The organism is Myxococcales bacterium (assembly GCA_016720545.1).
Taxonomy (GTDB): domain Bacteria; phylum Myxococcota_A; class Polyangia; order Polyangiales; family Polyangiaceae; genus JAAFHV01.
Genome location: JADKKK010000018.1, coordinates 26,150 through 53,096 on the forward strand (window position 1 = coordinate 26,150; position 26,947 = coordinate 53,096).

The window sequence follows — 26,947 nt, forward strand, 5'->3', positions numbered from 1 at the left end:
ACGAAGCCCCGCGTCGCGCCGATGTCGCTTCCGTCTGGCGTCGCTGGGGAGAGGGTCTTATTCTGCTCGAAACCGGCGGCACGTTCGCCGCCGCTTCGGAGGCAGAAACGATGGGAGTGTTCGACTTCGTCCAAAAGAACGTGAGCGCGATGATGATCGCGCGCGCCGACAACCAAAAACACCTCATCGTCTACAAGCATCCCGATCAGAACTTCCCGATGTACTCGCAGCTCACCGTCGACAGCGACGAGTGCGCGGTGTTCTTCAAGGATGGTCGGGTCGTCGGCGTGCTGCCCCCCGGGCGGCACACGATGCACACGCAGAACATCCCGTTCCTGGGCAGCATCGTGAACCAGTTCACGGGCGGCAACGTGTTCATCAGCGAGATCTTCTTCGTGAAGACCACGCCGGTGCGCAGCATCCCCTTCGGCGGCCCCGCGGGCGAAATCGTCGATCCGGGCACCGGCCTGCAGGTGCCCATCCGCATTTTCGGTGAGTTCTCGGTCGTCGTCACCGACCCGGTGCGCTTCATCGTCGGCTACTCGGGCCAGGCGGCGGCGGGTGACAACGACCAGATCCTCCAGTGGGTGAAGGGAAAGTTCATCAACTCGGTGGGCACCGTCCTCTGCGAGCTGGCCGAGGCTGAGCAGAAGAGCATTCTGTCGGTCATCAACAACAAGGAGCGCCTGGCCCAGGCCTTCGTCGCGCGGGCGCCCGCCCTGAACGACATCGGCATTCGCATCACGGAGATGGGGAAGATCGACCCCAACATCCCTGAAGAGCACATGGTGGAGCTCCGCCAGGCTGTCAAGGAGCTCGCCGACGCCCAGCGCGAGGTGCGCAAGAAGCAGATCGCGATCGCAGGCGCTGCGGCCGACGCCCAGGCGAACCAGTTCGCGCTCGACCAGAAGTTCGGGCAAGACGCCCGCTACGTGAACCAGCTCGCCGGCGGCAACTTCGGCGCCTACGCGGCCGGCCAGGCCATGATCGGTGCTGGCCAGGGCATGGCGCAGCACGGCATGGGCGACGGGCTCGCGGGCGCCGGCGCCGGCATGGCCGTGGGCATGGGCATGGGCAACATGATGGTCGGTGGCTTCCAGCAGGGCATGCAGCCCGGCATGGGCGCCATGGGCGCGCCCCCGCCGCCGCCCGCCTCGGTGAGCCCCGGTGGGGTGCTCGTCACCTGCGGGGCGTGCAGCTTCAAGCAGGGCGCGGGCAAATTCTGCTCGAACTGTGGCACCGGCCTGCCCCAGGCGCCGAAGAACTGCACGGGGTGCGGCACCATGCTCAGCCCCGGCGCGAAGTTCTGCGCGAACTGCGGCACCAAGACGGCGTAGGCCACGCCTCGAGGGCAGGGGACGCACCTCCGGTGGCGTCGCGCTTCCGTAAGCGCTTCGCGAAGGCCGGGCAGCTTCCCCCGACGCGGTCGTCGCGCGTTGCTTGACCGCACGCGCGGCGGTCCGCATCCTACGCTCCGAGATGGCCAAGGAACAGCTCCTCCTCGTTGACGCCGACATGCGCAGTCTGCGCGTGCTCGAGGTGAGCCTCCGCAAGGCGGGCTACAACGTCACCGTCGCGACCGACGGAGAGGAGGCGCTGCGCTGCGTCGAGAGCGCGCCCCCGGACCTCGTTCTTTCGGACACCAAGCTGCCGAAGCTCGATGGGTACGCGCTGGTGCGGCGCCTGAAGGAGCGCGCCGAGTGGGCCCGCATCCCGGTGGTGTTCCTCACGAGCCAGCGCTCGGTCGAGGACAAGATCCGCGGGCTCGAGCTCGGGGTCGAGGACTACCTGACGAAGCCCATCTTCGTGCGCGAGCTGCTCGCGCGCGTCCAGCTCCTGCTCGCGCGTCGCGACAAGGAGAGCATGTCGCGGCCCCAGCACGCCGCGCGCACCCAGTTCTCGGGCTCGATCGAGGACATGGCGGTGGTCGACCTCCTGCAGACCTTCGAGGTCTCCAGAAAGACCGGCGTCGTCAACCTCAAGAGCGGTGTGCGGAACGCCACGATCTACTTCCGAGACGGCAAGGTCCTCGACGCCGAGCTCGGTCCCCTCACGGGCGAGGAGGCCATCTACCGCGCGCTCACCTGGAACGAAGCGACCTTCGAGGTCAACTTCGAGCCCGTGTCCCGCGGGGAGGCGATCGAGGTCTCGACGCAGGCCGTGCTGATGGAGGGCATGCGGAGGCTCGACGAGTGGAGCCGGATGACCGAGCAGCTCCCGGCGCTCGAGCAAGCCCTCGTCGTCGATCACGCGGAGCTCGCGCGCCGGATCGGCGAGATCCCCGACGAGGTGAACGGCATCCTGCGGCTCGTCGACGGTCGTCGCTCGACCCTCGAGGTCGTCGAGGAGTCGCCGTTCGAGGACCTGTCCACGCTCTCCACGCTCTCGAAGCTGTTCTTCGAAGGGCTGCTCATCAGCGCGAAGGACGCGCGGGCGCTCGAGCCCTTCGTGCCGGGCGTGCCCATCCACGATCCCGAGACCCTGCGCGGGCTCGCCGCGGCCATCCCCGCCGAGGCCCTCGAGCTCGCCTCGCCCTCCTCCTCCGGCGCGGAAACCCTTGTAACTCCAAATGCTTACGCGCCCGGCAAGGCCGAGGCCTCGCGGCCTACGGTGCCCTCCAAGCTCGCCGAGCTCGCCAAGCTCGCGATCGCCGTCGCCGGCGTCGAGCGTGCGCCCGAACCGCCCCCGCGCGCGCCGACTCGCGCGCCCTTCTCGCCGATCGCGACGCCGTCGGAGACGGAGCTCGCGCTGACCCAGCCGTCCGCGGCGCTCCGCGCGAAAAAGGACGACGCCCCCGCGAAGACGCAAACGCCCGCCAAGGCGAAGCCCCCAGAGGCGAAGCCCGCCACCAAGACGGCCGAGGCGACCGCCGCGCCCAAGGCCCCCGAGCCGGTCAAGCCCATGAAGACGGCGGAGGCCGTGAAGCCGGCAAACGCCGAGCCCGCGAAGGCGGAGCCCGTGAAGGTGCCGGCAAAGGTAGAGCCCGTGAAGGCGGAGCCCGCGAAGGTGCCCGCGACGCCGGCGGCGGAGCCCGCAAAGGCGCCCGCGAAGTCGGCGCCCGCGCAGCCCGCGCGGCCTGCGACGGCGCCCGCCGCGTCGAACGTGACGCCCGGTGCGCTCGGGCTCCCCAGCCTGAAGGCCACGCTCGCGCCAGAGCCGCTCTCTCCCGCGCCCGCCTCTGTGGGGTCTGCCGCGCGCGGGGCCCCTCGCATCGCGCTCGCCGACATCGTGGAGGCGACGAAGGCGCCCGTGGCACCGGCGCCCGCGAGCTCCCAGCCCGCGCTGACCGACTCGGTGATGACCGAGCTGCGGCGCATCGCAGACGCGCCGCTCGACGGTCCGGACGAGACCCAGCTCGTGCCCGAGGTGTCGCCGAAGTTCCCGGCTCCGCCGGCGGTGCTGATCGCCATCCCAATCGACGTCTCTCCAGCCGCCGCGAGCTCGGCGCCCGAGACCCAGCCCGAGATCGTGACCGTGCCGGAGCCCTCGCCGCCGTTCGAGGTGAGCATCGACGAGCTCGCGTTCGACCCGACGCCGACGTCCGGTCCCGTCTCCAGCCGCCAGCAGTCGAAGGCGCGGCCGCCGCCGTCGCGGCGCAACGTGAAGCTCGAGCCGAAGGTCGTCGTCGCCGACGAGGATCGCGAGCCGGAGCCGCCGCCCTCGCGGTCGAGGCGCCGCGCCGTGGCCGACGACCAAGTGGCTCACGACGACAGCGAGACCGCCCCGTCGCGGCGCAGGCAGGCCGAGGGGCGCGCCCCGGAGCGCATCCCGGGGCCACGCGTGGCGCTCTGGCTCGTCGGCGGCATCGCGCTGGTGCTGGTGTTCGGGATCTTCGCGCGGCGCGTGGTGAGGGGCGAGCACGACACCGCGGCCGGCCTCGGCACGGGCCCGGACGCTGAGGCGCTCCAACCGCGGCCAAGCGGGACGCCCACCGCCTCCGCGCCCCCGGGCCTGCCCGCCCTATCGTTCACCTCGATCGACCCGGCGCCGATCCCACCGGAGACGGCGTCGGTCGCCGCGAGCGCGGTTCCCCCGCCGACCCCCGCGCCTCCGTCTCCCCGTACGTCCGCTGCTCCCGCGCCCACGCCCACGCCTGAGCCGCCTGCGCCCACGCCCGCGGCGGGCACCGCCCCGCCCGCCGCGGCCAGCGGCGAGCCCCCGCGCGTCAGCGACGTCAAGCAGGCGCAGCGCCTGCTCGAGCAGCACTCTCCCGGCAAGGCGGCCGAGGTCGCGCTGCGCGCGACCCGCCAACAGCCAGGCAACGCCGAGGCGTGGCTCACGCTCGGCGCCGCGTACGAAGCCATCGGGCGCAAGGCCGCCGCCAGGGAGGCGTATCGTTCCTGCGCGAAGCAGGCCTTTGGTCCTGGCGTGGTCGAGTGTCGGGCGCTCTCCGGCGACTGAAGAGCCGACGGCGAGGGGTCAGCGCGCGCGCCGGGCGCGGGGGTCGAGAAAGTGGACGCTCAGGTCCACGAACATCGTGGCGAGGACGACGCCGGCGCTCGTGACGAGCACCGTGCCCATGAGGACGGGGCCGTCGCGGTCGAGCAGCGCCGACACCGCCAGCGAGCCCAGGCCAGGCCAGCGGAAGAGGGTCTCGGTGACCGCGGCGCCGCCGACGAGGGCGCCGAGGTCGAGCCCCACGACCGTCACGAGGGGCACGAGCACGTTGCGCAGCGCGTGGCGGAGGACGCCGAGCTCTCCGAGCCCCTTCGCGCGGGCCGTGCGCACGTAGTCGTGGGAAAGCGCGAGGATCATTTCGTCGCGCGTGAGCCGCGTGTAGAGCGCGGCGCCGAAGAGCGCGAGCGTGCTCGCCGGCAGGATCACCGAGACGAGGTGCTCGAGGGGCGTCGCCCCGAACCCGTCGAGCGGCAGAAGGTGGAGCGTCTTGGCGAAGAGGAGCTGGAGCCCGAGCCCGGACATGAAGGTGGGTGCGCTCGTCGCGAGCAGGCTCGCGCTCACGGTCGCTCGATCACGCAGCGTGCGCTTGTGCCGCGCCGCGTAGACACCCAGCGCCACCCCGAGCAGCGACTGGAGCGTCACGGCGGTGAGCGCGAGCAACAAGGTGCGCGGGAGCCGCTCGCCGAGGATGGCCACGACGGGGCGTCTCTGTTGGTAGCTCCTGCCGAGATCGACGTGCACCGGGCCCATCGCCCCGCACGTCGCGTGGCGTGCGTCGCGCCCGCGGTCGAGGGGCCCGAGGTGGACGAGCCGCCGGAGGTAGGCGCCGAAGCGGACGGGCATGGGCCGCTCGAGGCCGAGCTCCGCGCGGATCTTCGCGACCTCCGCCGGTCTCGCCTGCGCGCCCGCCACCATGCGCGCGGGGTCGCTGGGGAGCACGTCGTTCACGAGGAAGGCGAGCGTCGCCGTGGCGAACAGGACGGCGAACCCGTGAGCCGCCCGCCGCGCCGCGGTCGCCGCCAGCGTAGCGCGCGCGCTCATGGCCCGAACAGGCTCCCGAGCGCGCGCGGTCCTACGACGGCCCCAGGCAACGCGCCGCGTGTCGCGCCCGACGCCGCGCGGTCGAGCCAGGCCGACGAGAGGTCGCGCGCCCACACCGCGTGGGGGCGATAGCCTCGGAGGTAGGGCTGGTGGACCTCGTAGAAGCGCACGGTGTAGGCGAAGGCGAACGGCGCCTCGTCGCACACGAGGTCCACGGCCTCCGAGATGAGCCGCCCGCGTCGCTTGGGCTCGAGCTCCCGCTTGGCGGAGTCGACGAGCGTGTCGAACCGCGGGTTCGAGTAGAACGACACGTTGTTCGCGTCCTCGTCGGCGATCGAGCGCGAGTGGAAGAGGGAGTCGAGGAAGTCGATGGGGTCCGGGTAGTCCTCCGACCACCCCCACGGCCCGATCGCGACCTGGCGACGCCGCGCCACCTGCGCCAGGTAGGTGGGGTAGTTCACGAGCCGGAGCTCGATGCGGAGCCCGATCTTCGCGACCTCCTGTTGGAACACCTGCGCGGTGTACTCGCTCGCTCCTTGCCGATAGGTGTAGTACGGAATGACGTGCGGATAGCCGCCCGTTTTCGTAGCAGGATCATAGGGATAGCCGGCGCGCCGCATGTGCTCGAGCGCCTTGGTGAGATCGTGTTGCTGGCCCCGCTGTGCGGCGTCGTACCCGGGCGTCCCGGGGGGGATTGGCTGGTTGGCCGCGCGGAGCAGCGAGGGCTTCACGGCCTCGTAGTGGCGGCGATCGATGGCCGCGGCCACCGCCCGCCGCACCTCGACGTTGTCGAACGGCGCGACCTCCGTGTTCATGGCCTCACCCATGATCTGGCGCTCTCGCTCGTAGGCGCCGAGGGGGCGCCAGCGCGCGTCGGAGGCGAAGCGGAGCACGTCGCCTTGCGTGAGGTCTCGGAGGGTGTCGAGGTCGCCGTGCGTGAACTTGTACTTCGACGTCGAGAGGGTCATCCCGAAGGTGAAGACCACGCGGTCGAGGTAGGGTTTCCCCGGCTCGTAGTAGCCGTCGTGCCTCACGAGGGTGAGGCTCTGTCCGCGCACCCAGCCGCCTTGCGCGAGCTTGAAGGGGCCCGCGCCGCACGCGAGGAAGTCGTCCGAATAGCGACGGCCCGCGCTCTTGCAGACCGGGCGCAGCGGCTGCATCGCGAGGAGCGGGAGGAAGGTGGAGTCGGGTTGCGACAGCCGGAACGAGACGACGTGCGAGCCCTCGACCGTGACGCCCGCGAGGTCCTCCCGGCGCTTGCTGGCGAGGTCGTCGTAGCCGACGATCGAGGAGTAGAAGCTGGAGTACGGGTTGGGCGCGGAGGGGTGCAATGCGCGCTCCACCGAGCGCTTGACGTCGTCCGCGGTGAGCTCCGTGCCGTCGTGGAAGAGCACGCCGCGCCGCAGCGTGAAGCGGTACTCGAGCCCGTCCGGCGCGGTCTCCAAACGCTCGGCGAGCCGCGGCACGACCGCGCCCTGCTCGTCGAAGTCGACGAGTCCGGCGAACAGCAGCTGGTGCATGCTGGAGACGAGCCCGTCCGCGATGTTCGCGGGGTCGAGGCTGCGGATGTCGCCGAACGAAGAGGTCCGTACCGTGCCGCCACGGCGCGGGATCGAGTCGTCGGGGTGGGCCGTGGGCAGCGGAGCGGGCAGCTCGCCGCTGCAGCCGAGCGCGCCGGCCGCGAGACACGCCGCGGCGGCGTGCGCACAGAGGTGGCGGCCCGCGTGGCGCGAGGCGTGAGGTGCACGCCGAGGCACCGTCACTCGCTCCGGGGGTCGAGGGCGTCGCGGAGGCCCTCGCCGAGCAGGTTGAAGCCGAGCACGCACGCGAGGATCGCCGCGAACGGCGCCGCGAGCAGCCACGGCGCGGTCGCGTAGACCTCCTGCCCCTCGAAGAGCATGTAGCCCCACGTGGCGGTCGGCGGTGACAGCCCGACCCCGAGGTAGCTCATCACGCTCTCCGCCACGATCATCTGGGCGACCGAGAGCGTGGCGAGCACGACGATCGGACCCGCGACGTTGGGCAGCACGTGCAGCCAGAGGATCCGCGGCGTGCTCTGGCCGAGCGCGCGCGCCGCGGTCACGTACTCCTGGTTGCGCACCTGGATGGTCTTCGCGCGCACGATCCGCGCGATACCGAGCCATCCCGTGAAGCCGAGGGTCAGCAAGATCGTCGTGGCGCTCGTCCGCTCGAAGACCGACGCGAGCGCCATCACGAGGAGCAAGAAGGGAAACGCGAGCCCGATGTCGACCGAGCGCATGAGGGCGGCGTCGAGGCTGATCTCAGGGCCGGCCCGCAAGAAAGCCCGCCCGAGCGCGGCGAGCCCCGCGAGCCCCACGATCGGGAGAACGCCGTGGTGCGCGAAGACCTTCGTCGTGACCACCGGCGGGCCGAACACCGTGAGCCCGAGCAGCGCGACCAGGCCGCCGACCACGAGCCAGGGGAGTCGGGCGCCGCGCGCGCCCTCGTAGTACCCCGCGAGCACGCCCACGAGCGCGCCGACGGACGTCGCCAGCGCCGTCGAGGCGAGGCCTATCCAGAGCGACGTGCGCCCGCCGAGCGCGAGCCGCGTCAGCTGATCGCGGTAGAGCCGGTCGGCGCCCAGCCAGAACTCCGAGCTCGGGCCGACCGGGCCCAGGGGCGCGGCGCCGCGCGAAAACTCGCTCGTGATGCCGTCGTGGGGCGAGAACCACGGGGCGAGGAGCGCAAAGAGCGCGACCGCGCCCACGAGCGCCGCGCCGAGCCTCACCTGCGCGTTGCGCAGCACGCGCGCGCGCCCCGAGACCGGCACCCTCAAGGGTCGTCCTTGCGCGAGGCCGGTCGTCGCGAAGGTGGCGCCGTGCCGGCCTCCTTGCGGCGCCGATTGGGCCGGGCCCGGCTGCGCTCGGTCTCGAGGAACTCGAGGGTATGGCGCGCCACGAGCTCGGGGCAGTCCTCCGCGGGAGAGTGGCCGCTGTCGACCACCTCCAGCCGCGCATGAGTGAGCTCGCGCGAGAGCTTGCGGCCGAGCTCGACCGGTGCCCTGGGATCTTCTCGGCCCCACACGATGAGGCACGGCGCGTTGACCCTCGGGACCTTCGCGACCACAGGGCGCGCGTCGAGCATCGCGAGGAGCGTCGCGTACGCGGCTTGGCGGGTCGATGGGGCGTCGAAGCGCCCGAGGTGCTCCTCGAGTCGCGCCCTCGCGGCGCCGGCGTGCGGCCCGCGGCTCCCGCCGAGGTACGTACGCAGGAAGCCCCGGCCGTACACCTGCTTGAACAAGAGCGGGCCGAGGAACGGCACCTCCGCGAGGCGCTCGAAGAAGCGCGCCCGTGAGGGGTAGACGTGCGGCGCCACGAGCACCACGCAGTCGATGAGGTCGGGGTGGCTCGCCGCGAGGGTGAGGGCCACGGCGGCGCCCATTCCACGCCCGCAGATCGAGACGCGGCCAAGCCCGAGGGCCGCGATGACGTCGGTGACCGAGTCGGCGAAGCCATCGAACGTGTAGCGATATTTCAGCGGGTCGGGGGACTCACTGGCGCCAAAACCAGGCAGATCGAGCGCGACGACGCGCATGCTCGCGGCGAGCAGCGGCCTCACGTGGTCCCACTCGAGCTGGCTCGAGAGAAAGTCGTGGATGAGGACGATGGGCGGCCCCTCGCCTTCGTCGACGAAGCGTATACGCGCGCCCCGAGCGAGGACGTCGTGGGCGTGGGCGCCTTCGGGCTTCGCACGCGCCGTCATGCGTGGGGAGAGTACCACGATGGGCGCGGCGCAGGGCTCTGTCGACGCGGGCCCGTCCGGATGGAAACACGGTAAGTTTGCCGCCTACATGGGGACCCACTAGCGTCGCTCCGCCGCTGGGGAAGCGAGCAGGGGCTCCGGTGCGTCGGCGCGCTCGAGAGGTCGTCATCGGGCGCGCGGTGGTATGACATTGTTCGTCCGGGCTCGCACCGGAGCGCGCGGATTCTTCTCCATTGCTGCGATGCTCATTTTTTTTGCGATCCGATGGATTGACCGTGGAATCCATCGCGGTTTATGGTCCGGCCCGTTCGGAACTCGCCGGCGTCCTCGAGGGTGGAACCTGCTCGTGATCGCCAGGCCCGCAGTAGACCCGTCGGCCACCTGAGGCCCTCGGGAAGCACAAGAAGCGCGTCGCCGTAGGCCGAGGGGGTCCCGGCAAGAGGGCCTCGGCCCTCGGGCGTGCTTGGAGAGGCACTCGCGCTCCTCGTCCGCCGGCGGTTTTCCGCAGCGTGCGTGGGGGGTGGGCGTGGAGGCGTGCGCCGCGCGCGCGACGGGGCGAGGTGGGTGGGGTTGTGCGCCACGGCGGGGCGGCCGTTGAGCGCTGGGGCAATTTTTGCGCGCGCTCTCTCCGGAGGGAGCGGGCGGTCGGCTTGGTGACTGGGAGGATTCGAAATGGACGCGAAGATCGAGGACGGCGAGCTCGAGCACGAGACGGCGGCGGACGCACCGACGCTGAGCACGGAGGGCGCGCTCGCGCTCTCTCCCTCCGAAGAGAGCGTGACGCGAGAGCAGCGGCGCTCGCGGCGCAAGCGCGACGTGCGTGCGCGCACCATCAGCGTGAAGCGCATGACCAAGCGCGAGCTCGAGCTCGGCCGCATGATGTACCCCGACTCCGAGGTCGAGCGGCCGAAGACGCGCGCCGAGTGCTCCAGCGGCGAGCGCCCGTGCCCGTTCGTCTCCTGCAAGCACCACCTCTACCTCGACGTCTCGGCGAAGACGGGCGCGATCAAGCTGAACTTCCCCGACCTCGAGGTCTGGGAGATGACCGAGACCTGCGCGCTCGACGTCGCCGACAAGGGCGGCACGACGCTCGAAGAGGTCGGCGCGATCATGAACCTCACGCGCGAGCGCATCCGTCAGGTCGAGGTGAAAGGCCTCGCGAAGCTCGAGGCGCTGAAGGACATGTCCGCGCTCCGCGACTACGTGGACGAGGGGCCCGTGGGCAAGCGTCGGCTGCCCGTGCTCACCAAGCCGGTGGACGACGACGAGGACGAGGACGAGGAGGACACCGCCGAGTTCGACGCCGACGACGCGGCCGGCGAGGCCCACGCCGACTAGGCAGGCCTCGGGCAGGCCGAGGCAAGTTCAGGCAACGCACGCGGCGCGCGCTCCCTCGGGATCGCGCGCCGCAGCCATTTTGTCGCGGGTCGAGCGCGCGGCCTTCGGCGGTGCGCGGGTGCGCTAAGTTCCGGGACATGAAACGGCTTCGCTGGGTCATCGGGTGCCTTGGGGCGTGCCTCCTTGGGGCGTGCGCGTCTTCGGAGCCCGGGGCGAGCCCCGCGTCGTCGTCGTGCCCCACCGCGTTCCCGCGGGAAGGGGAGCGCTGCAGCTCGTCCGGGCTCGTGTGCCCGTCGCCGCCGACTCCATGCGCGCGAATCTGCGGTGAGGGCTGCGGGAGCGAGACGGCGACCTGTCTCGCGGGCGGGACCTGGCGGGTCGTCAGCAACCCCGGCACGCCATTCAACGACCCTGTGACGTGCGGCGTCGGCCAGGTGTCGGACGCCTCGGTCGTGGCTGACGCGGCCGCGGACGGCGGCGGCGCCGACGGCGGCCTGGACGCGAGCGCCGACGGGTCTCGTGACGCGGCCTCCGAGTAGCGCCCGCTCCCTCCCGGCTCGCCTTCGGGCCGTGGACTCGCCCGTGTCTCGTGAGCGCTTCGTCCGCCCGCGGGGGGACCGAGCGATGGTGACGTGCGCCCTCGGGGCGCGATGATTGGCATTTAAGGTTGTTCGTAAGTCACTGATAACGATGAAGTAGTTGCTCTCGCTGGCTAATTTGCCGCCGCAGCTTTCTTGGCCCTCTCGTGCGGACTCTGGCACCTGCGATGGGCGCGCCGCTCCTGTGGTGTGGCGCAGGAGGACACCCCATCATGGCGGCCATGCACGAGAGCTGCAGCGTCTGCAATCGCGAGTTCGACGTTCAGTTTCGCTACCAAATGGAGGAGCGCGACGGGGGCTTCCTCTTCTTCTGCTCGCAGACCTGTCAGGGCAAGTCGGTCCGCGGCGAGACCTCCGGCGGCAGCGTCGTATGCGACGCGTGCTCCAAGCGATTCTCGGTCGAGCTCGTCTCGCAGGTCGTCCGCGGGTCGAAGGGCGCGCGCAAATACGCGTGCGGCGCCGAGTGCCGCGCGCAGCTGATCTCCGAGTCTCAGGGGGTGCGCCTCGCGCAGCTGGCGGCGCCGCCCGCCGCGCTCGTGCCGCCGATCGAGCCGGCCGCGCCGGCCGCCCCCACGACCACCGTCCCGCCGCCGCCGCCGTCGACCCGCCGGTTGGGCGCGAAGGCGACCAGCTCCGCGGCGGCATCGCGTGCGCTCGCGCCCTTCGACGGCCCCCGCCGCCTCGCGATCTTCAATCACAAGGGCGGCACCGGGAAGACCACGACGACCGTCAGCATCGCTGCGGGCCTCGCCGAGCGCGGGCTCCGCGTGCTGCTCGTCGACACCGACTCGCAGGGAAACGTCGCGGTGTCGTTCGGCGTGAAGCCCGAGAAGACGCTCTACCACGTGCTCGTGATGGGGCTCCGGGCCGAGCAGGCCGCCACCACGGTGAGGCCGAACCTCGATCTCCTCCCCTCGAACGAGACCCTGGCCGCCGCCGAGCTCTATCTCGCCGGCCGCCAGAACCGCGATCGCGTCCTCCGGGACCGTCTGGCCTCGGCGACCGACGCGTACGACGTGGTCATCCTCGACTGCTCGCCGTCGCTCTCCCTCATGAACCAGAACGCGCTCGTGTTCGCCGACGGCATCTTGGTCCCCGTCGCGTGCGACTACCTGTCGCTCGTGGGTGTCCGGCAGGTCATCAAGACCGTGAAGAACGTGAACGGGCTCTTGCGCCACCCGGTGCAAATCTACGGCGTGTTGCCCACCTTCTACGACGCGCGCGCGCGCATCTGCCGCGACGCGGTCGAGACCCTCACCCAGCACTTCGGCGAGCGCTGCTTCGCGCCGGTCCGCGCGGGCACGCGGCTCAAGGAGGCGCCCGCCCAAGGCAAGACGATCTTCGAGCACGCGCCCGACTCGCACGCGGCGGAGGATTACCGGGCCGTGGTCGAGCGGCTCATCACGGGGCGCGTCGCGGCGCCCGTCGATCTGGACACGACCCCCCCGAGCCAGGCGCTCGCGGCGAACGCCTAACGGCAGCGACGAGGAGCACGCCATGGCACACGACGAAACGATGAGCGGAATGAGCGGCACCACCGGCCTCGGCGGCGTGCTCGACGGCGACGAAGTGCAGGGGGTGCTCTCGGGCGCGTTCTACACGAACGACGGGCCGCCGGCGCCGCGGCGGGAAGCCGTGGAGAAGCCGCAGCACTACAAGGTGATCTGCATCTCGCTCTACACGAAGGATCTCGCGCGTCTCGACGCCCTGGTCGACGAGCTGAAGCAGCAGGGCGTCACGAAGGCGAACCGCAGCGCGCTCATTCGGGCCGCGCTCGACCAGGTGGACTTGGCGCGCGTGCCGCGAGGCATGTAGCCGGCGCGCGCGAGGCGCCTCAGCCAGCCGGCGCGAGGGACGCCCAAAACTCGGCGAGATCGTCCGGCAGCGGCGCCTTCGATGCGCAGACGCTCCCCCGTGACGGGGTGGGAGAGCTCCAGGCGATGGGCGTGCAGGGCGTGGCGCGGCAGCTCGAGCAGCTCCGCGTCTTCGGCCGTGAGCTCGCCGTCCGCGCCGCGCGGGAAGCAGCCGTCGTCGGGGCCGTAGAGCTTGTCGCCCACGATCGGCGCGTCGAGCGCCGCGAGGTGGAGGCGGATCTGGTGCTGCCGTCCCGTCTCGAGCAGGCACTGCACCAGCGCGTAGGCTTGTCCGGCGCGGGGCGACGCGTCGCCCGGCGGGCGCGTGCGCACCCCGAGCACGGTGAAGCGCGTGGCCGAGGCGAGCCCCTCGCCGGGCGGCGTGAGCTCCATTTTTACGCCGAATTTGGCCTTCTTCGGCAGGATCATCGAGGCCTCGAAGCGGAGCTCCTCGCCCACGGTCGCGCTGCGGGGGACGCCCCAGGTGATCGCGAGGTAGGTCTTCTCGATGTCGCCGCGCTCCTCGAACGCGCGCTTCAGCGACCGGTCGCAGTCGGGCGTACGCGGCACCAGGAGCACGCCGCTGGTCTCGCGATCGATGCGGTGCCCGAGGGACACGAACTCGCCGGGGCGTTCGCTCTTGAGCAGCATGATGAGGGTGTTCTTGTGGTAGCGCGCCGTGGGGTGCACGGGCAGGCCGGCGGGCTTGCTCACCGCGAGCAGGTGGGGGTCCTCGAACAGCACGGGCACGTCGTGTGGCTCGGGCGTCTCGTCCCACGCGGGGCGCCAGAGCAACACTCGCTGCTCGGCGAAGACGCGATCGTTCGCGCGGAGCTTGCGGCCACGGTCGTCGAACGCGCTCGCGCGGATGATGGCCTGCGCGCGCGTGCGGCTCGTCCGGCGCAGCTCGGAGACGAGGAAGACGTCGAGACGCAGCCCCGCGCTCTCGGGAGGGACCCGAAACACGCTCACGACCGAGCCCTCCGGCAGGCCCACCGGTCGAACGAGCTCGGTCTCGGAGGCCCGCAGTCGCGTCATCGCGCGCGAACTTAGGCCCGCGGTGCTCAGAAGTCTGCCCCTTCCGCGCGGGCCTCGGGCCTCCGGAGGCGACGCGCACTCTCGGGAACCTCGCGCGTCGGTCGCCCACGCTCGTGTCTCCCGGGAGCATAGAGCGGACTTATGTCGACGCTTCGCCTTACGCGCGCTCGCGGGACCCGTCACGTGGTAAGAGGCGTGCTTCATGGACATCCTCTTCGCAGTCACCGAGCTCGCTCCCTATGTGAAGGTGGGCGGCCTCGCCGACGTGGCGCTGTCGCTGACCAAGGCGCTCCGCGCGCTGGGCCACAAGGTCACGGTGATCGTCCCGCGCTTCCCGGGCTTCGAGGCGGGCGGCCTGCTCGTCGCGCGGCGCCTCACGCCGCTGCGCCTCGCGCACGGTGACGCGACGGTGGAGGTCACCCTCTACGACGGGCGCCTGGCGTCGCAGGTCGATCTGCTGCTGGTCGACGTGCCCTCAGGACCGGCGCTGTGGAACCGCCCGCACGTCTACGGCCCCGCGGGCGAGGAGTACCCCGACAACGCGCGCCGCTTCGCCGTGTTCTCCCGCGCCGTCGCCGAGGTCGCCCGCCTCCGCGCCCGCGAGGGGATGCCCTTCGACGTCGTGCACCTCAACGACTGGCCGACCGCGCTCGCCGCGAAATACATGCAGGACTCGCGCGTCGAGGGCACCCGCACCGTGCTCACGCTCCACAACGCCGCGCATCAAGGGGTGTTCCCGAAGGAGGCGATGACCGATCTCGGCCTGCCCTGGAGCGACTTCACGGTCGAGGGGCTCGAGTTCTATGGCGACGTGAGCCTGCTGAAGCAGGGCATCGTGTCGGCCGACGTCGTGAGCACCGTGAGCCCGCACCACGCGGCCGAGCTCGTCACGGCGGCGGGGGGCTTCCGGCTCGACGGCGTGCTCCGCGCCAAAGGGCGACTCACCGGGGTGCTGAACGGCGTCGACTACGCGGTGTGGAACCCGGCGACCGATCCGCACCTGCCGGCCCGCTACGACGCAGAGGATCCGTCCGCCAAGGCGCGATGCAAGGCCGCCTTCCGCAAGGAGCTCGGCTTGTCGCTGCAGCCGGACGGCGCGCCGCTCATCGTGAGCGTGGGCCGCCTCGTCGCCCAGAAGGGGACCGATCTCCTGCTTGGCGCCTTGCCGCGCCTCCTCCGCTCGACCGACGCCCAGGTCGTCGTGTGCGGGGACGGCGACGCCGCGCTCATCGAGCAGCTCGAGGCCGCGGCCACGAAGTCGCGCGGGCGCGTGGCGTTCCTTCGTGCGGCGCCCGAGGCGGTGGTCCATCGCGCCTACGCGGCGGCTGATCTCGTCGTAGTTCCAAGTCGTTACGAGCCGTGTGGGCTCGTGCAGCTCTACGCGCAGCGGTACGGCGCGCTGCCGGTCGCGCACGCGACGGGGGGCCTCGTCGACACGGTCGTCGACTGCGACGCGAAGCTGCAGACCGGCACCGGCTTCTCGTTCGACGAGCCCACGGAGGAGGCGCTCATCGGCGCGGTCCTGCGGGCGCTCGCCGCGCGCGAGCACCCTGCCTTTCCGGCGCTCGTGCGCCGCGTGATGCGCGCCGATCGCGGCTGGGAGCGCGCAGCGAGGCAGTACGAGGCGCTCTACCGCGCCGCGACCCGCGCCTCCTCCTCCGCGGCGTAGCAGCCCCGCGTCGCCGCATCCGGCCGTCGGGGCGATCCTGCCCTGGAGAGCTAGGCTTCGCGTCGCTCGTCGCGCGTCGTCGCGTTGATGGACGCGCGGGTCGTGCGCGCGGGTCGGCTACGCGAGCTCGCGTGGCGCGCCGTCCCGCAGGCCGCGCGCCTCGCGCACCGCGGAGGCCAGCCACGCCGCGCGCAGCACGACCTTCACGAGCAGCGCCGCCTGGTGTGCGACCAACATCGACCACGGCGCGCGAGGCACACCGAGCAGGCCCACCGCGGCGGTCGCGAGCGCCACCGCGAGGGCGCCGCCGCCGTACGCGAAGAGGGCCCGTCCGAGGGTGGCCACCGGCCGCGCCCGCACCGCGCGCACCGCGCCGCCGATCGCGCGCAGCAGCGTGCCGCGGGCGACGAAGAGCTGCACGTACGCGAGATCCGTCACGACCCGCAGCGTGAAGAGCACCAGCGCCGCGGGCAGCCAGGGCACCAACGAGACAAGGGTGATGGCCTGGTCGTCCAGCTTCCCCGTCAGGACGCCGCCGAGCGCCTCGCTGCCGAGCAGCCCCGCCGCCGCCGCCGCGCCCTGGGCCGCGAGCGACAGGGTGGTGAGCCCCACCATCGGGAAGAACGTCGCGAGGGCCCTCAGGTAGGCGGTGCCGAGCCGGGCTGCGCCGGCGCGCGCCCCTCGCGCCTGCTGCTCGAGGTGCGCGATGAGCGCGCCGAGCGGGACGTGGCCGAGCAGCGCCGTGAGCACGAGCAGCGTGGCCGACGCAGGCAGCGCCGCGGCGAGCGTGGCGGCGCCGCGGCCCGTGACGAGATCGGCCAGAGCGAGGCCGCCGGGCTCGACGAGTGGCGCGTCGCCGTGGACGTTGCCACCGTAGAGGGCGTGGGGTGCGCCGAGGACCGGGAGGGCGGCGAGGAGCGCGCCGCCGAAGCCGTAGGCCCACACGAGCGCGATCGCGACCGCGCTCCGGTAGACGCGCGCGCCGCGGGCCGATGAGGGCACGCTCGGCTCCGGAGGGGTCGCCTCCGGAGCGCCGGGGTCGGGGGCGGCGTCGCCTTCGAGCGCGTCGGTCGTCATGGCGACAGCCAGGAGTAGAGGTGCGCCGCCAGGGTGGTCGCGAGCGCGAAGACGCGGGGCTGTGGCGCTCGCGGCGCGTCGGCTACCATGGCGTGATTGTTAGTGAAATCGTCGTCGAGTAGCACCGTGTGCTCCGGGTCGACGACGACCCCCTTGAGCGGCCGCTGGCCCGTGTAGGGTACACGCAGCACCCGCCCGGCCGGTTGGAGTGCGCCGCCGATCCGGACCCGCGTCTCGCCGCCGTCGTCGTGGACGAAGGTGACGTCGACTGGGAACGCGAGGGTGCCCCGCACCTCGACGAACGCGTACCCGTCGTATTGATCGCCGACGACCGCGGCGTCGGTCTCGCGCTTGCCGTTGCGGTCGAAGAGCCCCGCCGGCTTGGCGCGCCGGGACGACGCGACCTGCGTGACGGCGTAGTCGATCGTGCCCTGGTCGAAGAGCGCGGCGCGGGCGAGGGCGCGGGCGTCCGCGCCGAGCGCCTCGCCGAGGACGACGAGCAGGTCTTCGGGCTCGGGGTGGCGATTCCAGAAGCGCGTCGCGTAGGCGCGTAGGGCCGCCGTGAGCTTCTCCTCACCGTACACGCGCCGCAGCGTGGAGAGGAGCGTCGAGGTGCGGCCGTACACCAGGCCACCGTAGGCGCGCCCGCTCGAGAAGGCGCGCGCCGGCTGGGCGATGGGCTCGACGCGCGCGTGTGCGCGGCCCGAGAAGAGCGCGACGGTCGTGTCCGACACGTCGAGCCCGAGGACGCTCGCGACCCCGCGGGGCCCGAGCCACGCGTCCAGGGCGTCGGCCTCCGCGTAGCTGTTGAGGCCCTCGTCGAGGAACGGCCAGCGCTCCTCGTTCGAGGCGAGGAGGTGGAAGAAGTACTGGTGTCCGAGCTCGTGGATCGTGACGAGCTCGAGCTCGCGCACGAAGGGCGGCCCATACCAGGCGCCGCCCGTGGTGATGAGCGTGGGGTATTCCATTCCGCCCGCCTCCCGCGCCCCGAGCGGCGGATGGACCACGGTGAGGGTGGGGTAGGGGTAGCGGCCGTAGCGCTCACGGAAGTGAGGCAGCGCGAAGCGCACAGCGGCCCGCTCGCGCTCGGCTGCGCCGCGGTAGCCGCGAGGGAAGAGGAAGGCCACCTGGACGCCGTCGATCGCCTCGTCGAGGCGCTCGAAGCCGTCGAACGCGGCGAAGGCGAAGTCGAGCACGGCGGGCTGGACGTGACGCTCGATGTGGCGCGGGCCCTCGTCGCGCGACTCGGTCGCCGGCCCCGTCGCGCCCACGACGAAGCCCTTCGGCACGTCGACGGTGACATCGTAGGTGCCGAAGTCGGCGTGAAACTCGGCGAGGTGGTGGAACGCGTAGTGCGCGAACGTGCCGTCCGGCTCGAGCCGCGCGAGCTTTGGGAACCACTGGCCGAGGAAGTGGAACGAGCCGGAGAAGCCGACGCGCTCGACGATCGTGGGCAGGGTGTCGTCCCACACCACGTCGAAGGTCACCGTGGCGCCGGGCGCGAGGGGCGCGGCGAAGGGCAGCCGAGCGTCGGTCTCGTCGTCGTCGCCGGGGCGCGAGCGCTCGACGCGCGGCCACAGATCGACCGGCCCCGTGGCGGTGCGCTGCGCGAAGCGCCGGACGTCGATCGCCCCCCACGTCTTTGGGACGGTCGAGCCGCGGAAACCGCCCACCGGGTCGCGCATGAACACCGAGCGCTGGTTCTTGAACGCGTTCAAGTAAAGGTGGACCCACACCTCCGAGATCGCCACGGACGATGTGTTCGTGAACTCTATCGCGCCCTCGCCGTGGAGCGTGTGCGCCGCGGGATCGAGCGAGGCTTTCAGTGTGTAGTTGGCCACGTCCAGCCGCGGCGACCCGTCTGCGCGCGCGTCGCCGCCGACGAGGAGGGCCGAGCACACGAGGCCGAACGCGGCCGCGGTGGCCGCCGAGGAGCGCATCCGGCACCTTGTAACCCAGGACGCTGGGCGCGTAGAGGGGAAGGTGAAGCGCCTCGCGCGCCACGTCGACCCCGCCCGCCTACGCCGGTGCGCGCCGGCTCAGTCGTCGAAGAGGCGAAGCTGTGGTCGGCGGTCCGGTCGCCGGAACGTGCCCTCCCGGTGAGGCTCGACGGAGAGCGAGAGCCCCGCGCTCCGCGCCGCGCCCTCGAAGAGCGCGCGCAGGGCTCCGGCGTAGACGCCCGTGCCTCGCTGGCGCACCAGGAAACGTGCATCATACAGAGAGTCGCCGTGCAGGTCTCGGAGCCTCGCCTCCACCTTCTTGGCGCGGAGGGGGAGGCGTTCGCGCAGCGCGCCGAGGAAGACCTCTCGGACGCTGCCTGGAAGGCGCAGGGCGACGGCGAACGTGCTGGTGGCCCCGGCCGCCCGCGCGGCCGCGAGGAGCGGCCGGAGGTCGTCCTCGCCGAGGCCCGGCACGAGCGGGGACACGCTCACGCCCACGCGTAGCCCGGCGGCCGCGAGCCGCTCGATCGTGCGAAGGCGCCGCGCAGGGGTTGGCGCGTAGGGCTCAAGCGCTCGAGCCACCTCCGCCGAGGCGAAGGGCACGCTCACGAAGACCTGCACGCTCGCCCGCGCGTGGAGCTCGACGAGCAGGTCGAGGTCGCGCTCGACGAGCGCCGATTTCGTGATGATCCCCGCGGGGTTTCGGTACTCCGCGCACACCTCGAGGCAGGCCCGAGTGAGCCCGAGCTCTCGCTCGACGGGCTGGTAGGGGTCGGTGACGCCGGAGAACACGACGTGCTCGCCGGTCCACGACGATCGCTCGAAGCGCGCGCGGAGCAGCTCGGGGGCGGTCCGCTTGACGACGAGCGTGCGCTCGAAATCGGTGCCGGCGCCGTAGCCGAGGAACTCGTGCGTGGGGCGCGCGTAGCAGTAGGCGCAGGCGTGGTAGCAGCCCCGGTACGGGTTCACCGAGAAGCGGAAGCCCACGTCGGGGCTGTCGTTTTCCGCGACGATCGAGCGCGACGTGTCGTCGACCAGCGTGACCGGCACGCTCGGCGCCTCGCCCTCGTCGTAGTCGAGGTGGGTGGCATGGAAGCGGCTCGGGGGGTTCTGCGCGCGGGGTCGCACCTCGCCAGTGTAGCTGCTCCTTTGTTCAGTTCGCGAGCTTTGTGGCCGGCTTCGCCTCGGGGAAGGTGAAGGTGAGCGCCCCGGAGCCGGCCTCGGCGTCGACCACGACGTGCCCACCGTGCTCGAGCTTGCCGAACAGGAGCTCCTCGCCGAGCGGGCGCTTCAGCTCCTCTTGAATGAGGCGCGCGAGCGGTCTGGCGCCGTTCTCTTCATCGTACCCCCGCTCGCGGAGGATCTCGCGGGCCGCCTCCGTGACGGTGAGCGTGACCTTTCGCGGCGCGAGGAGCGCGGCGAGCTCGTCCACGAACTTCCCGACGATGCTCGCCATGGTCTCCTTCGAGAGCGCGGCGAAGCCGATTCGCGCGTCGAGGCGGTTGCGGAACTCCGGGCTGAAGATGAGCTTGTACTCGCGCTCGGCGTCGCCGCTGGAGCGCGAGTCGCCGAAGCCGACCGCCCGCCGCGCGAGATCGCGCGCGCCGACGTTGCTCGTCATCAACAGGATGACGTGCCGGAAATCGGTAGATTTCCCGTTGTTGTCGGTGAGCTTGCCGTGGTCCATCACCTGCAGCAGCACGTTGAAGATCTGCGGGTGCGCCTTCTCGATCTCGTCGAGGAGGAGCACGGAGTGCGGGGTCTTGGCGATGGCGTCGGTGAGCAGGCCTCCCTGGTCGAAGCCCACGTAGCCGGGCGGCGCGCCGATGAGCCGGGAGACCGTGTGGGGCTCCATGTACTCGCTCATGTCGAACCGGACGAAGCCGATGCCGAGGGTCTTCGCGAGCTGCTTGGCCACCTCGGTCTTGCCCACTCCGGTGGGTCCGGTGAGCAGGAAGCTGCCGATGGGCTTCTCGGGGGCGCGGAGGCCCGCCCGCGAGAGCCGGATGGCGCTCGTGAGCTGCCGCACCGCCTCGTCTTGGCCGAAGATGACGCGCTTCAGGTCGTCGCCGAGCGAGCGGAGCTTCTCCTTGTCGTTGGTGTTCACCTCTCGCGCGGGGATCTGAGCCATGCGCGCGAGCACCGCCTCCACCTGGGAGACGCCCACCACGGCCTTTGGGCCGTCGGTAGGGGCCGCGAGCTTGGCCGCCGCGCCCGCCTCGTCGAGCAGGTCGATCGCCTTGTCGGGGAGCTTGCGGTCGTGCAGGTAGCGCGCGGAGAGCTGCGCCGCCGCCTCGATGGCCTCCTCCGTGTACGTGATGCCGTGGAAGGTCTCGTACTGCTCTCGAAGGCCGAGGAGGATCTTCACGCAGTCTTCGACCGAGGGCTCGTTCACCTCGACGCGCTGGAAACGCCGCGCGAGCGCGCGGTCTTTCTCGAAGTGCTGCCGGAACTCCTCGAACGTGGTCGACCCGATGCAGCGCAGCCGCCCCGAGGCGAGCGCCGGCTTCAGCAGGTTGGAGGCGTCCATGCTGCCGCCCGAGGTGGCGCCGGCGCCGACGATCGTGTGGATCTCGTCGATGAACAGGATGGCGCCTGCCCGCTCCTGGAGGCCCTTCACGACGCCCTTCAGGCGCTCCTCGAACTCACCGCGGTAACGCGTGCCGGCGATCAGGGCGCCTAGGTCGAGGGCGTACACCGTGGACTCGCGGAGCGCGGGTGGCACGTCGCCGAGGACGATCTTGCGCGCGAGGCCCTCGACGATCGCGGTCTTCCCGACGCCCGAGTCGCCCACGAGCAGCGGGTTGTTCTTCTTCCGCCGCGCGAGGACTTGCACGATGCGCTCCACCTCGGCGGTGCGGCCGACGAGCGGGTCGATGCGCTGCTTCTTCGCCTCCTCGTTGAGGTCGGTGGTGTACGCCGCGACCGGATCGCGCGCCGAGCGCGGGCCATCGCGGTCGGGCTCGCCGGCGCCCACCGAGGCAGGCGAGGGCTCGTCGACCTTGGAGCGGCCGTGGGAGATGAAGCTCACCACGTCGAGGCGCGTGACGTCGTGCTGCTCGAGCGTGGCGACGGCGTGGCTATCGGGCTCGGCGAAGAGCGCGACCAGCACGTTCTGCCCCTTCACCTCCTCCTTGCCCGACGACTGCACGTGGGCGTACGCGCGCCGGATGACGCGCTGGACACCCAGTGACGCCGTGGGGGTGTCGAACTCGTCTTCCGGCTGACTCGGTACCTCGTCGTCGAGGAAGGTCTCGAGCGCCTTCTTCAGCTTCGCGACGTCGCCGCCCGCGTGTTTGACCACGTTGGCGGTGTCGGCGTCGAAGAGCAGCGCGTAGAGGAGGTGCTCTACCGTCACGAACTCGTTGCGCCGGCGTGCCGCCTCGTTCGCGGCGAGCGAGAGCGCGATCTCCACTTCGGGGCTGATACGCATGCTCACTCCGGCTCCGTGGTGACGAGGAGGGGCATGCCGTTTTCTTTTGCGTAGTCCATAACTTGCGCTGTCTTTGTCTCCGCGAGGTCGCGGGTGGTCACGGTGGCGACGGCGGCGCCCATCTTGTGGACGGTGAGCATCACGTGCATCGCCTCGGTGGTGGTCTTCTGAAAGAAGCGCTGCAGCACTTCGACGACGAACTCCATGGTCGTGTAGTCGTCGTTGTGGAAGATGACCTTGTAGCGTCGGGGGACGCTCGAGACGGGCTGGGTCTCGACGTCGGTGTCCTCACCGGTGTCGGGGCTCTTCGGGTCGTTCGTGCTCATGCGGTGGCGGCTCGTGCGGGGGCCGCGCGGCGCACGCGGCGGAAGGGTGGGCGAGGGTGTGCGCGAGAAGATGGGGACGCGGGCTGCCTCGCGCAAGGCGCGGCGCGCGACGTGCGCTGCCGAGCCGACGTCTGCTAGTCTACTGCCAAATGGTCGCGAACAGACTCGTCCGTTCGCTCCTCGCGCTGGGCGACAGTCAGCTCAGGCAGGCGTACGCCGAGGACATCCTCCTCCGGTACGAGCCCGGCCTGCTGGCGGACGCGCTCGACGAGCTCGCGCGTCTGGCCGACGCGTTCGACCCTCGCGCGCGTGAGGCGCTGCTCTCCGTCGTCACGGCCATGAACCAGGCGCGGTGCGAGGCGCGCCTCCAGGTGTTGCGCGAAGAGGCGGCGGGGCGCGGTCTCGGCGGGCTCGAGCGCCTCCTCCGCGCGCGCGCGCGCGCCCAGTCGACGGAGCCTGCCGACGTCGTGGACGACGACGAGTCGCGCGTGCCCGACTACGGCGCGGGGCGGGTGCTCACCTTGGGGGAGCGCAAGAGCCTCGCGCGACGCCCCGACCGCGACATGCTGGAGCGGCTGCTGCTCGACCCGCACCCGGACGTCATTCGGCGGCTGCTCGCGAACCCGCGGCTCACGGAAGAGCTCGTGGTGCGCCTCGCATCGCGACGCCCCGGCTTGCGGGCGGTGCTCTCCGAGATCGCGCGCGCCCCGCGGTGGGGTGGCCGCGCCCGCGTGCGCCTCGCGCTGATCCTGAACCCGTCGCTGCCGGAGGACATCGCGGTGCGCCTCGCGAGCCTGCTGCTGCGGCAAGAGCTGCAGCTGGTGCTGAGCCGAACCCCCGAGGGCTCGCCGGTCCACGGGTTATGCGCCGACCGCCTGCGCGCCGCGCCCCCAAGAGCCTCCGCGGTGCCATTTCCGGCGCCTCGCGTGACCGCGGTCGATCCGAAGCTCCTCAACTGAGCACTCGGGCCGAGACCTGCTGATGGGCCGGCGCTCAGCCGCCTTCTTCTTCGATCGCCCAGCGCGTGAGCGCCGTCAGCCCGATCGCCGCCGCGCACGGCGGACATAGGGGGCGCTTCTCTTCGCGGAGCCGTCCGTCGCGCCACCAGAGCAGCGCACCCTCGCCGACGGGCGCGTGGGCGAGGTCGTCGTCGGAGCTCGGCTGCAGCTCGTCGCCGCACGCGTCGCAGGCGGGGGCGGTGTCACGGAACAGCTCACGGCTCGAGGCCACACGTAGCCCTTGGGAACTCTCTCGCACACCGGCACACTAGCGCGATTCGCGGCGGGGCGGGAGAGGCTGCCTGCGGATTCCGCGGCATCGCGTGCGGTTCGCCTACTTGAGGAGGAGCACGGCGGAGACGAACAGAGCGCCGACGACGCCGAGCACGATGAGCGCCACAATCCACGCCGGGACATGGGTGCCCGGGATGTCGATGCGGTCATCCTCGAGCGGGCGCTCGCGCCAACCGCCCGGTGGGATGCTCATGGGCTGGATCCCCGCGCTGGCCGCGGCTGGGTCGTCCGGGCGGAAGAGGTTGCCGGGGGGCGCGTCGCCGAGCTGCTGGGGGTCGCCCCCGCCGTCGTTCTCGAGGGCGAACTTCCGGTAAACGAGCTCCTGGCCGTCCTCGGGAGCGCGGAGGCCCTCGCCGTCGAACTGGACGATGATGACCGTGATGTTGTCGTGGCCGCCGGCGGCGTTCGCGCGCTCGGTGAGCTGCTTGCAGAGGTCGAGCGGCTCCCGCGAGGAGCGCAGGATGTCGCGCAGCTCGTCGAAGCGGAGCATGCCGGAGAGGCCGTCCGAGCAGAGCAGGAGCATGTCCCCCTTGCAGAGCTCGACGTACGTGAGGTCCACCTGGACCGTGTCGGACGTGCCGAGGGCCTGGAGGATGATGTTGTTGTGCTCGAAGGTCTCGGCTTCTTCTTCGGTGAGCTGCCCGGCCTCGATGAGCTGGTTCACCAGCGACTGATCGCGGGTGACCTGCACGAGCCGGCCCTGGCGGAGAACGTAGCCCCGCGAGTCGCCGACCTGGCCCAAGAAGAGGTGGTCGTCGAGCAGCGCGGCGCCCGTGACGGTCGTGCCCATTCCGCGGCGCGACCTGTCGTTGCGCGCCTCCGAGAAGATGCGGTGGCCGGCCACCTCGATGGAGCGGACCAGACGACGAGCCAGGTCGTTGCGGTCGACCACCGTGACGCTCTCGTCCGACATCATCTCGTAGATGATGTCGACCGCCATCTGGCTGGCCACCTCGCCGGCCGCTGCGCCGCCCATGCCGTCGCACACGGCGAACAGCGCACCCTGCGCGCCGAGCGGCGTGGTCCTGTTCGCCTCGAGCAGACCGCGTGACCTCCGCGTGAGGTCGGCCACCAGGAAATTGTCTTCGTTGTGCTCGCGGACCTGCCCCACGTCGGTGCGGGCAAAGAGGTGCATCTCTACGCCCTGCGCACGGGCGCCGGACGGGCCGGGGTCGGCGGGAGCCGGCGCCGCGAGCGCGGCCATCACGGCGGTGACCTCCACCGGAGCGGGTGCGGGCGCCACCTCCGGCGCGGGCACAGCCGGCGTGGGGTCCGGAGTGGCGACGACCGCGACGGGCGGGATGGGCACGACCGCTTCGGGCGGGGAGGGCGTGGCCGAGGAATCGGACATGGGCAGAGTCGCGGGGGCCATCGTGGCTGGCGAGGGGTCGACCGCCACGTCCGGTGGCGCGGCGGGGGCCACGGGCTCGTCGGCCACGGCGCCCTCAGCGCCCTCAGCTCCGGTGTGGGTGGGGGGCTGCGTCACGAGGACCACCCGCGCGGGTGGAAATTGCGCGTGGGGTTTCGCCGGCTACTCATGGGAGTCCTCGAGGTCGACGCGAAAGAGCTGTTGGCCCATGCGGACGAGGTCTCCGTTGTGGAGCGCGCTCTCCTCGCGGACGGCCAGGAAGGTCCCGTTCGAGGAGCCGAGGTCGACGATGTGCACGGAAGAGCGCTTCCGCTCCGCCGCGGCAGGCAGCACGAGGAACGCCGCGTGACGCCGCGAGAGGAAAGGATCGTCCGTGAACACTACGTCTCCCGACTCCCGCCCGAGCACGGTCTCCACCTTCCGAATGTAGTACACGTCCCGAGTGACACCTTCCACGGTGCGCTGGCTGAGGCGAGCGTATCGCGGTGCTGTGGGCGTACCGAAGAGCAACGTTCCGTGCTCCGAAGCCGCCCCGAGGCCACCCTCGGCGTCCCTCAGCGCCTCGAACCTTAGCACCTGTTGACCGATGAGGATCAAGTCTTGATCTTGGAGGGCGACGGCGACGTTGGTGTCCACGTTCGCCACGGCCGACGGCGGGGTCCCCAGAGGGAAGGGCGCGCGCTCGAGCTCGCCTACCGGGCGGCCCCGCGCGGCCGACACCCGAAGAAACAGGCCGTTGACGCTGTTCAGATCGCGGAGGAAGGCGCGCGTCCCGCGGAACACGACCCGCGCGTGCCTGGGAGACAGGTAGGGGTCGTCCGGGATCAGGATGTCGCCCTCGGTGCGACCGATGTCGACCTGTTCGGCGAGCGGGTAGCTGGCGCCCGCGGTGCCGTCTTTGGTGATGACGACCAGTTGTCCACGGGACTTGCTCCGCGAGCGCGCGCCGACACTCCGGCGACCGCTGTCTCGCTCCGTCGAGGGCTCGACGCTCGCCTCGCCGGCGTGCGGGGGCGCGTTGGAGAGCTCGACGGAGGGCTTGGCGAGCTCAAAAACCGCGGGCTCGCGGGGAGGGGCGATGCCCGCGGGATCGGGCGCGGCGCGCGGTGGGCTCGACGGGCGCGCCCTCGAGGGGGCCGGCGGGCGGGGCGGCTCGGCGCTTGGCGCGGGCGGCTCGGCGCTTGGCGCGGGCGCTCCGGGCGCCTGTCCGAGCGACGCGCCGCAGTAGCGGCAAAAAAGGGAGCTCGCCTGGTTGGCGCCGCGGCAGCGCTGGCATACGACCGATGAGGGCGTCTCGGCGGCGGGGGCGGCCACGGCCACGACCGCGTGGGCCGCCACGGCCTGGGGCGCAGCGGCCTGGACGGGAGGCGCCGGTGGTGCGACGGCGGAGGGCGCCGGCGGCGGCCGGGGCGCCGGGGGCGGCCGAGACGCGGACAGGATGGGCGGAGGCGCGGGCGCGGCCGGGCGCGGTGCCTGAGGAGGCGGAGCCGCCGGGGCGGGCTGGGGGGCGACGTAGACGGGCTGGGGCGGCTGGGGAGCGACGTAGACGGGCTGCGGAGGCGGTGGGGGCTGCGGAGCGACGAACGCGGGCTGCGGCGCCGGCGCCCGCGCGCCGGCGCCCGGCGGTAGCGGCTGCCCACAATCCATGCAGTACCGATCGCCGACGGGGTTCACGGTGCCGCAGACCCCGCAGCGAGGCGGGCCTGGGCTCGCCTCGACGAGCGGCGTCGGAGGCGCCACCTTCGCGAGGCGGTTGCCACACTCTTCGCAAAATACGAGGTGTGCGGCGTTGTTACGACTGCAGAGGGAGCAGATCACGCGACAGGATGGGACAATATGCGACGCCCAAAC

General features: G+C 71.8%; 20 protein-coding genes and 1 pseudogene. 8 read left to right on the top strand and 13 right to left on the bottom strand.

Annotated elements, in window-relative coordinates; translation table 11 throughout:
- Positions 1-110: 110 nt before the first annotated feature.
- The gene (locus tag IPQ09_24065; protein MBL0197246.1) at positions 111-1,337 is read left to right on the top strand and encodes an SPFH domain-containing protein; all 1,227 of its coding nucleotides are present in this window, start codon (positions 111-113) and stop codon (positions 1,335-1,337) included.
- Between the two features lie 142 nt (positions 1,338-1,479).
- On the top strand, positions 1,480-4,401 hold the full coding sequence (locus IPQ09_24070; protein MBL0197247.1) for a response regulator: 2,922 nt from the start codon (positions 1,480-1,482) through the stop codon (positions 4,399-4,401).
- Between the two features lie 18 nt (positions 4,402-4,419).
- On the opposite strand, the gene IPQ09_24075 is transcribed toward IPQ09_24070, so the two are convergent.
- From IPQ09_24075 to IPQ09_24090, 4 genes are read right to left on the bottom strand one after another with little or no spacing between them, the layout of a single operon-like run.
- Complete coding sequence (locus IPQ09_24075) at positions 4,420-5,439, bottom strand: ABC transporter permease (GenBank protein ID MBL0197248.1); 1,020 nt, start codon at positions 5,437-5,439, stop codon at positions 4,420-4,422.
- Positions 5,436-7,196, bottom strand: coding sequence for an ABC transporter substrate-binding protein (locus tag IPQ09_24080; protein ID MBL0197249.1), 1,761 nt, complete (start codon positions 7,194-7,196; stop codon positions 5,436-5,438). The genes IPQ09_24075 and IPQ09_24080 overlap by 4 nt, the downstream gene beginning before the upstream one ends.
- A gap of 2 nt (positions 7,197-7,198) precedes the next feature.
- Entirely contained in the window at positions 7,199-8,236 is a 1,038-nt protein-coding gene (locus IPQ09_24085) for an ABC transporter permease (protein ID MBL0197250.1), read from the bottom strand.
- Positions 8,233-9,162, bottom strand: coding sequence for an alpha/beta hydrolase (locus IPQ09_24090; GenBank protein ID MBL0197251.1), 930 nt, complete (start codon positions 9,160-9,162; stop codon positions 8,233-8,235). The genes IPQ09_24085 and IPQ09_24090 overlap by 4 nt, the downstream gene beginning before the upstream one ends.
- 672 nt (positions 9,163-9,834) lie before the next feature.
- Here IPQ09_24090 and IPQ09_24095 point away from each other — a divergent pair.
- The 4 genes from IPQ09_24095 (at position 9,835) to IPQ09_24110 (ending at position 12,914) form a co-directional block, all read left to right on the top strand.
- Entirely contained in the window at positions 9,835-10,500 is a 666-nt protein-coding gene (locus tag IPQ09_24095; GenBank protein ID MBL0197252.1) for a hypothetical protein, read from the top strand.
- A gap of 137 nt (positions 10,501-10,637) precedes the next feature.
- Positions 10,638-11,039 carry a hypothetical protein gene (locus tag IPQ09_24100; protein MBL0197253.1) on the top strand — a complete coding sequence of 134 codons (402 nt, stop codon included), beginning with the start codon at positions 10,638-10,640 and terminating at the stop codon, positions 11,037-11,039.
- A gap of 338 nt (positions 11,040-11,377) precedes the next feature.
- The gene (locus IPQ09_24105) at positions 11,378-12,574 is read left to right on the top strand and encodes a ParA family protein (GenBank protein ID MBL0197254.1); all 1,197 of its coding nucleotides are present in this window, start codon (positions 11,378-11,380) and stop codon (positions 12,572-12,574) included.
- A 40-nt stretch (positions 12,575-12,614) separates the two neighbouring features.
- Positions 12,615-12,914: a hypothetical protein gene (locus IPQ09_24110; GenBank protein MBL0197255.1), complete on the top strand. Its 300-nt coding sequence runs from the start codon at positions 12,615-12,617 to the stop codon at positions 12,912-12,914.
- Positions 12,915-12,933: 19 nt separating this feature from the next.
- Here the strand turns inward: IPQ09_24110 and IPQ09_24115 are convergent.
- Positions 12,934-13,990: pseudogene (locus IPQ09_24115) on the bottom strand (RluA family pseudouridine synthase).
- Positions 13,991-14,192: 202 nt separating this feature from the next.
- On the opposite strand from IPQ09_24115, the gene IPQ09_24120 reads away from it, so the two are divergent.
- A complete protein-coding gene (locus tag IPQ09_24120) occupies positions 14,193-15,659 on the top strand; it encodes a glycogen synthase (protein ID MBL0197256.1) in 1,467 nt (488 codons plus the stop codon).
- A 117-nt stretch (positions 15,660-15,776) separates the two neighbouring features.
- Here IPQ09_24120 and IPQ09_24125 read toward each other — a convergent pair whose 3' ends face one another.
- The 5 genes from IPQ09_24125 to IPQ09_24145 form a co-directional block, all read right to left on the bottom strand.
- Positions 15,777-16,736 (bottom strand): hypothetical protein, encoded by a 960-nt coding sequence (locus IPQ09_24125; GenBank protein MBL0197257.1) that lies wholly within the window; start codon positions 16,734-16,736, stop codon positions 15,777-15,779.
- Positions 16,733-18,676: a M1 family metallopeptidase gene (locus IPQ09_24130; protein MBL0197258.1), complete on the bottom strand. Its 1,944-nt coding sequence runs from the start codon at positions 18,674-18,676 to the stop codon at positions 16,733-16,735. The genes IPQ09_24125 and IPQ09_24130 overlap by 4 nt, the downstream gene beginning before the upstream one ends.
- A 99-nt stretch (positions 18,677-18,775) precedes the next feature.
- Positions 18,776-19,804 carry a radical SAM protein gene (locus IPQ09_24135; protein MBL0197259.1) on the bottom strand — a complete coding sequence of 343 codons (1,029 nt, stop codon included), beginning with the start codon at positions 19,802-19,804 and terminating at the stop codon, positions 18,776-18,778.
- 25 nt (positions 19,805-19,829) lie between these two features.
- Positions 19,830-22,109 (bottom strand): ATP-dependent Clp protease ATP-binding subunit ClpA, encoded by a 2,280-nt coding sequence (clpA, locus tag IPQ09_24140; GenBank protein ID MBL0197260.1) that lies wholly within the window; start codon positions 22,107-22,109, stop codon positions 19,830-19,832.
- A 2-nt stretch (positions 22,110-22,111) separates the two neighbouring features.
- A complete protein-coding gene (locus tag IPQ09_24145; protein MBL0197261.1) occupies positions 22,112-22,435 on the bottom strand; it encodes an ATP-dependent Clp protease adaptor ClpS in 324 nt (107 codons plus the stop codon).
- 149 nt (positions 22,436-22,584) lie between these two features.
- Here IPQ09_24145 and IPQ09_24150 point away from each other — a divergent pair, with 149 nt between their 5' ends.
- Positions 22,585-23,394, top strand: coding sequence for a hypothetical protein (locus IPQ09_24150; GenBank protein ID MBL0197262.1), 810 nt, complete (start codon positions 22,585-22,587; stop codon positions 23,392-23,394).
- Between the two features lie 34 nt (positions 23,395-23,428).
- On the opposite strand, the gene IPQ09_24155 is transcribed toward IPQ09_24150, so the two are convergent.
- The 3 genes from IPQ09_24155 to IPQ09_24165 all read right to left on the bottom strand — a co-directional run bounded on the left by IPQ09_24155 (position 23,429) and on the right by IPQ09_24165 (position 26,914).
- Positions 23,429-23,665 (bottom strand): hypothetical protein, encoded by a 237-nt coding sequence (locus IPQ09_24155; protein MBL0197263.1) that lies wholly within the window; start codon positions 23,663-23,665, stop codon positions 23,429-23,431.
- 102 nt (positions 23,666-23,767) lie between these two features.
- Positions 23,768-25,078, bottom strand: coding sequence for a Stp1/IreP family PP2C-type Ser/Thr phosphatase (locus IPQ09_24160; GenBank protein ID MBL0197264.1), 1,311 nt, complete (start codon positions 25,076-25,078; stop codon positions 23,768-23,770).
- Positions 25,079-25,258: 180 nt separating this feature from the next.
- Positions 25,259-26,914 (bottom strand): FHA domain-containing protein, encoded by a 1,656-nt coding sequence (locus IPQ09_24165; protein ID MBL0197265.1) that lies wholly within the window; start codon positions 26,912-26,914, stop codon positions 25,259-25,261.
- Positions 26,915-26,947 lie beyond the last annotated feature (33 nt).

Coding starts and splice junctions, on each gene's coding strand:
- IPQ09_24125 (MBL0197257.1), bottom strand. CDS start 16,736: ATGACGACCGACGCGCTCGAAGGCGACGCCGCCCCCGACCCCGGCGCT.
- IPQ09_24090 (MBL0197251.1), bottom strand. CDS start 9,162: ATGACGGCGCGTGCGAAGCCCGAAGGCGCCCACGCCCACGACGTCCTC.
- IPQ09_24160 (MBL0197264.1), bottom strand. CDS start 25,078: ATGTCCGATTCCTCGGCCACGCCCTCCCCGCCCGAAGCGGTCGTGCCC.
- IPQ09_24130 (MBL0197258.1), bottom strand. CDS start 18,676: ATGCGCTCCTCGGCGGCCACCGCGGCCGCGTTCGGCCTCGTGTGCTCG.
- IPQ09_24075 (MBL0197248.1), bottom strand. CDS start 5,439: ATGAGCGCGCGCGCTACGCTGGCGGCGACCGCGGCGCGGCGGGCGGCT.
- IPQ09_24120 (MBL0197256.1), top strand. CDS start 14,193: ATGGACATCCTCTTCGCAGTCACCGAGCTCGCTCCCTATGTGAAGGTG.
- IPQ09_24065 (MBL0197246.1), top strand. CDS start 111: ATGGGAGTGTTCGACTTCGTCCAAAAGAACGTGAGCGCGATGATGATC.
- IPQ09_24150 (MBL0197262.1), top strand. CDS start 22,585: ATGGTCGCGAACAGACTCGTCCGTTCGCTCCTCGCGCTGGGCGACAGT.
- IPQ09_24110 (MBL0197255.1), top strand. CDS start 12,615: ATGAGCGGAATGAGCGGCACCACCGGCCTCGGCGGCGTGCTCGACGGC.
- IPQ09_24100 (MBL0197253.1), top strand. CDS start 10,638: ATGAAACGGCTTCGCTGGGTCATCGGGTGCCTTGGGGCGTGCCTCCTT.
- IPQ09_24095 (MBL0197252.1), top strand. CDS start 9,835: ATGGACGCGAAGATCGAGGACGGCGAGCTCGAGCACGAGACGGCGGCG.
- clpA (MBL0197260.1), bottom strand. CDS start 22,109: ATGCGTATCAGCCCCGAAGTGGAGATCGCGCTCTCGCTCGCCGCGAAC.
- IPQ09_24145 (MBL0197261.1), bottom strand. CDS start 22,435: ATGAGCACGAACGACCCGAAGAGCCCCGACACCGGTGAGGACACCGAC.
- IPQ09_24105 (MBL0197254.1), top strand. CDS start 11,378: ATGGAGGAGCGCGACGGGGGCTTCCTCTTCTTCTGCTCGCAGACCTGT.
- IPQ09_24070 (MBL0197247.1), top strand. CDS start 1,480: ATGGCCAAGGAACAGCTCCTCCTCGTTGACGCCGACATGCGCAGTCTG.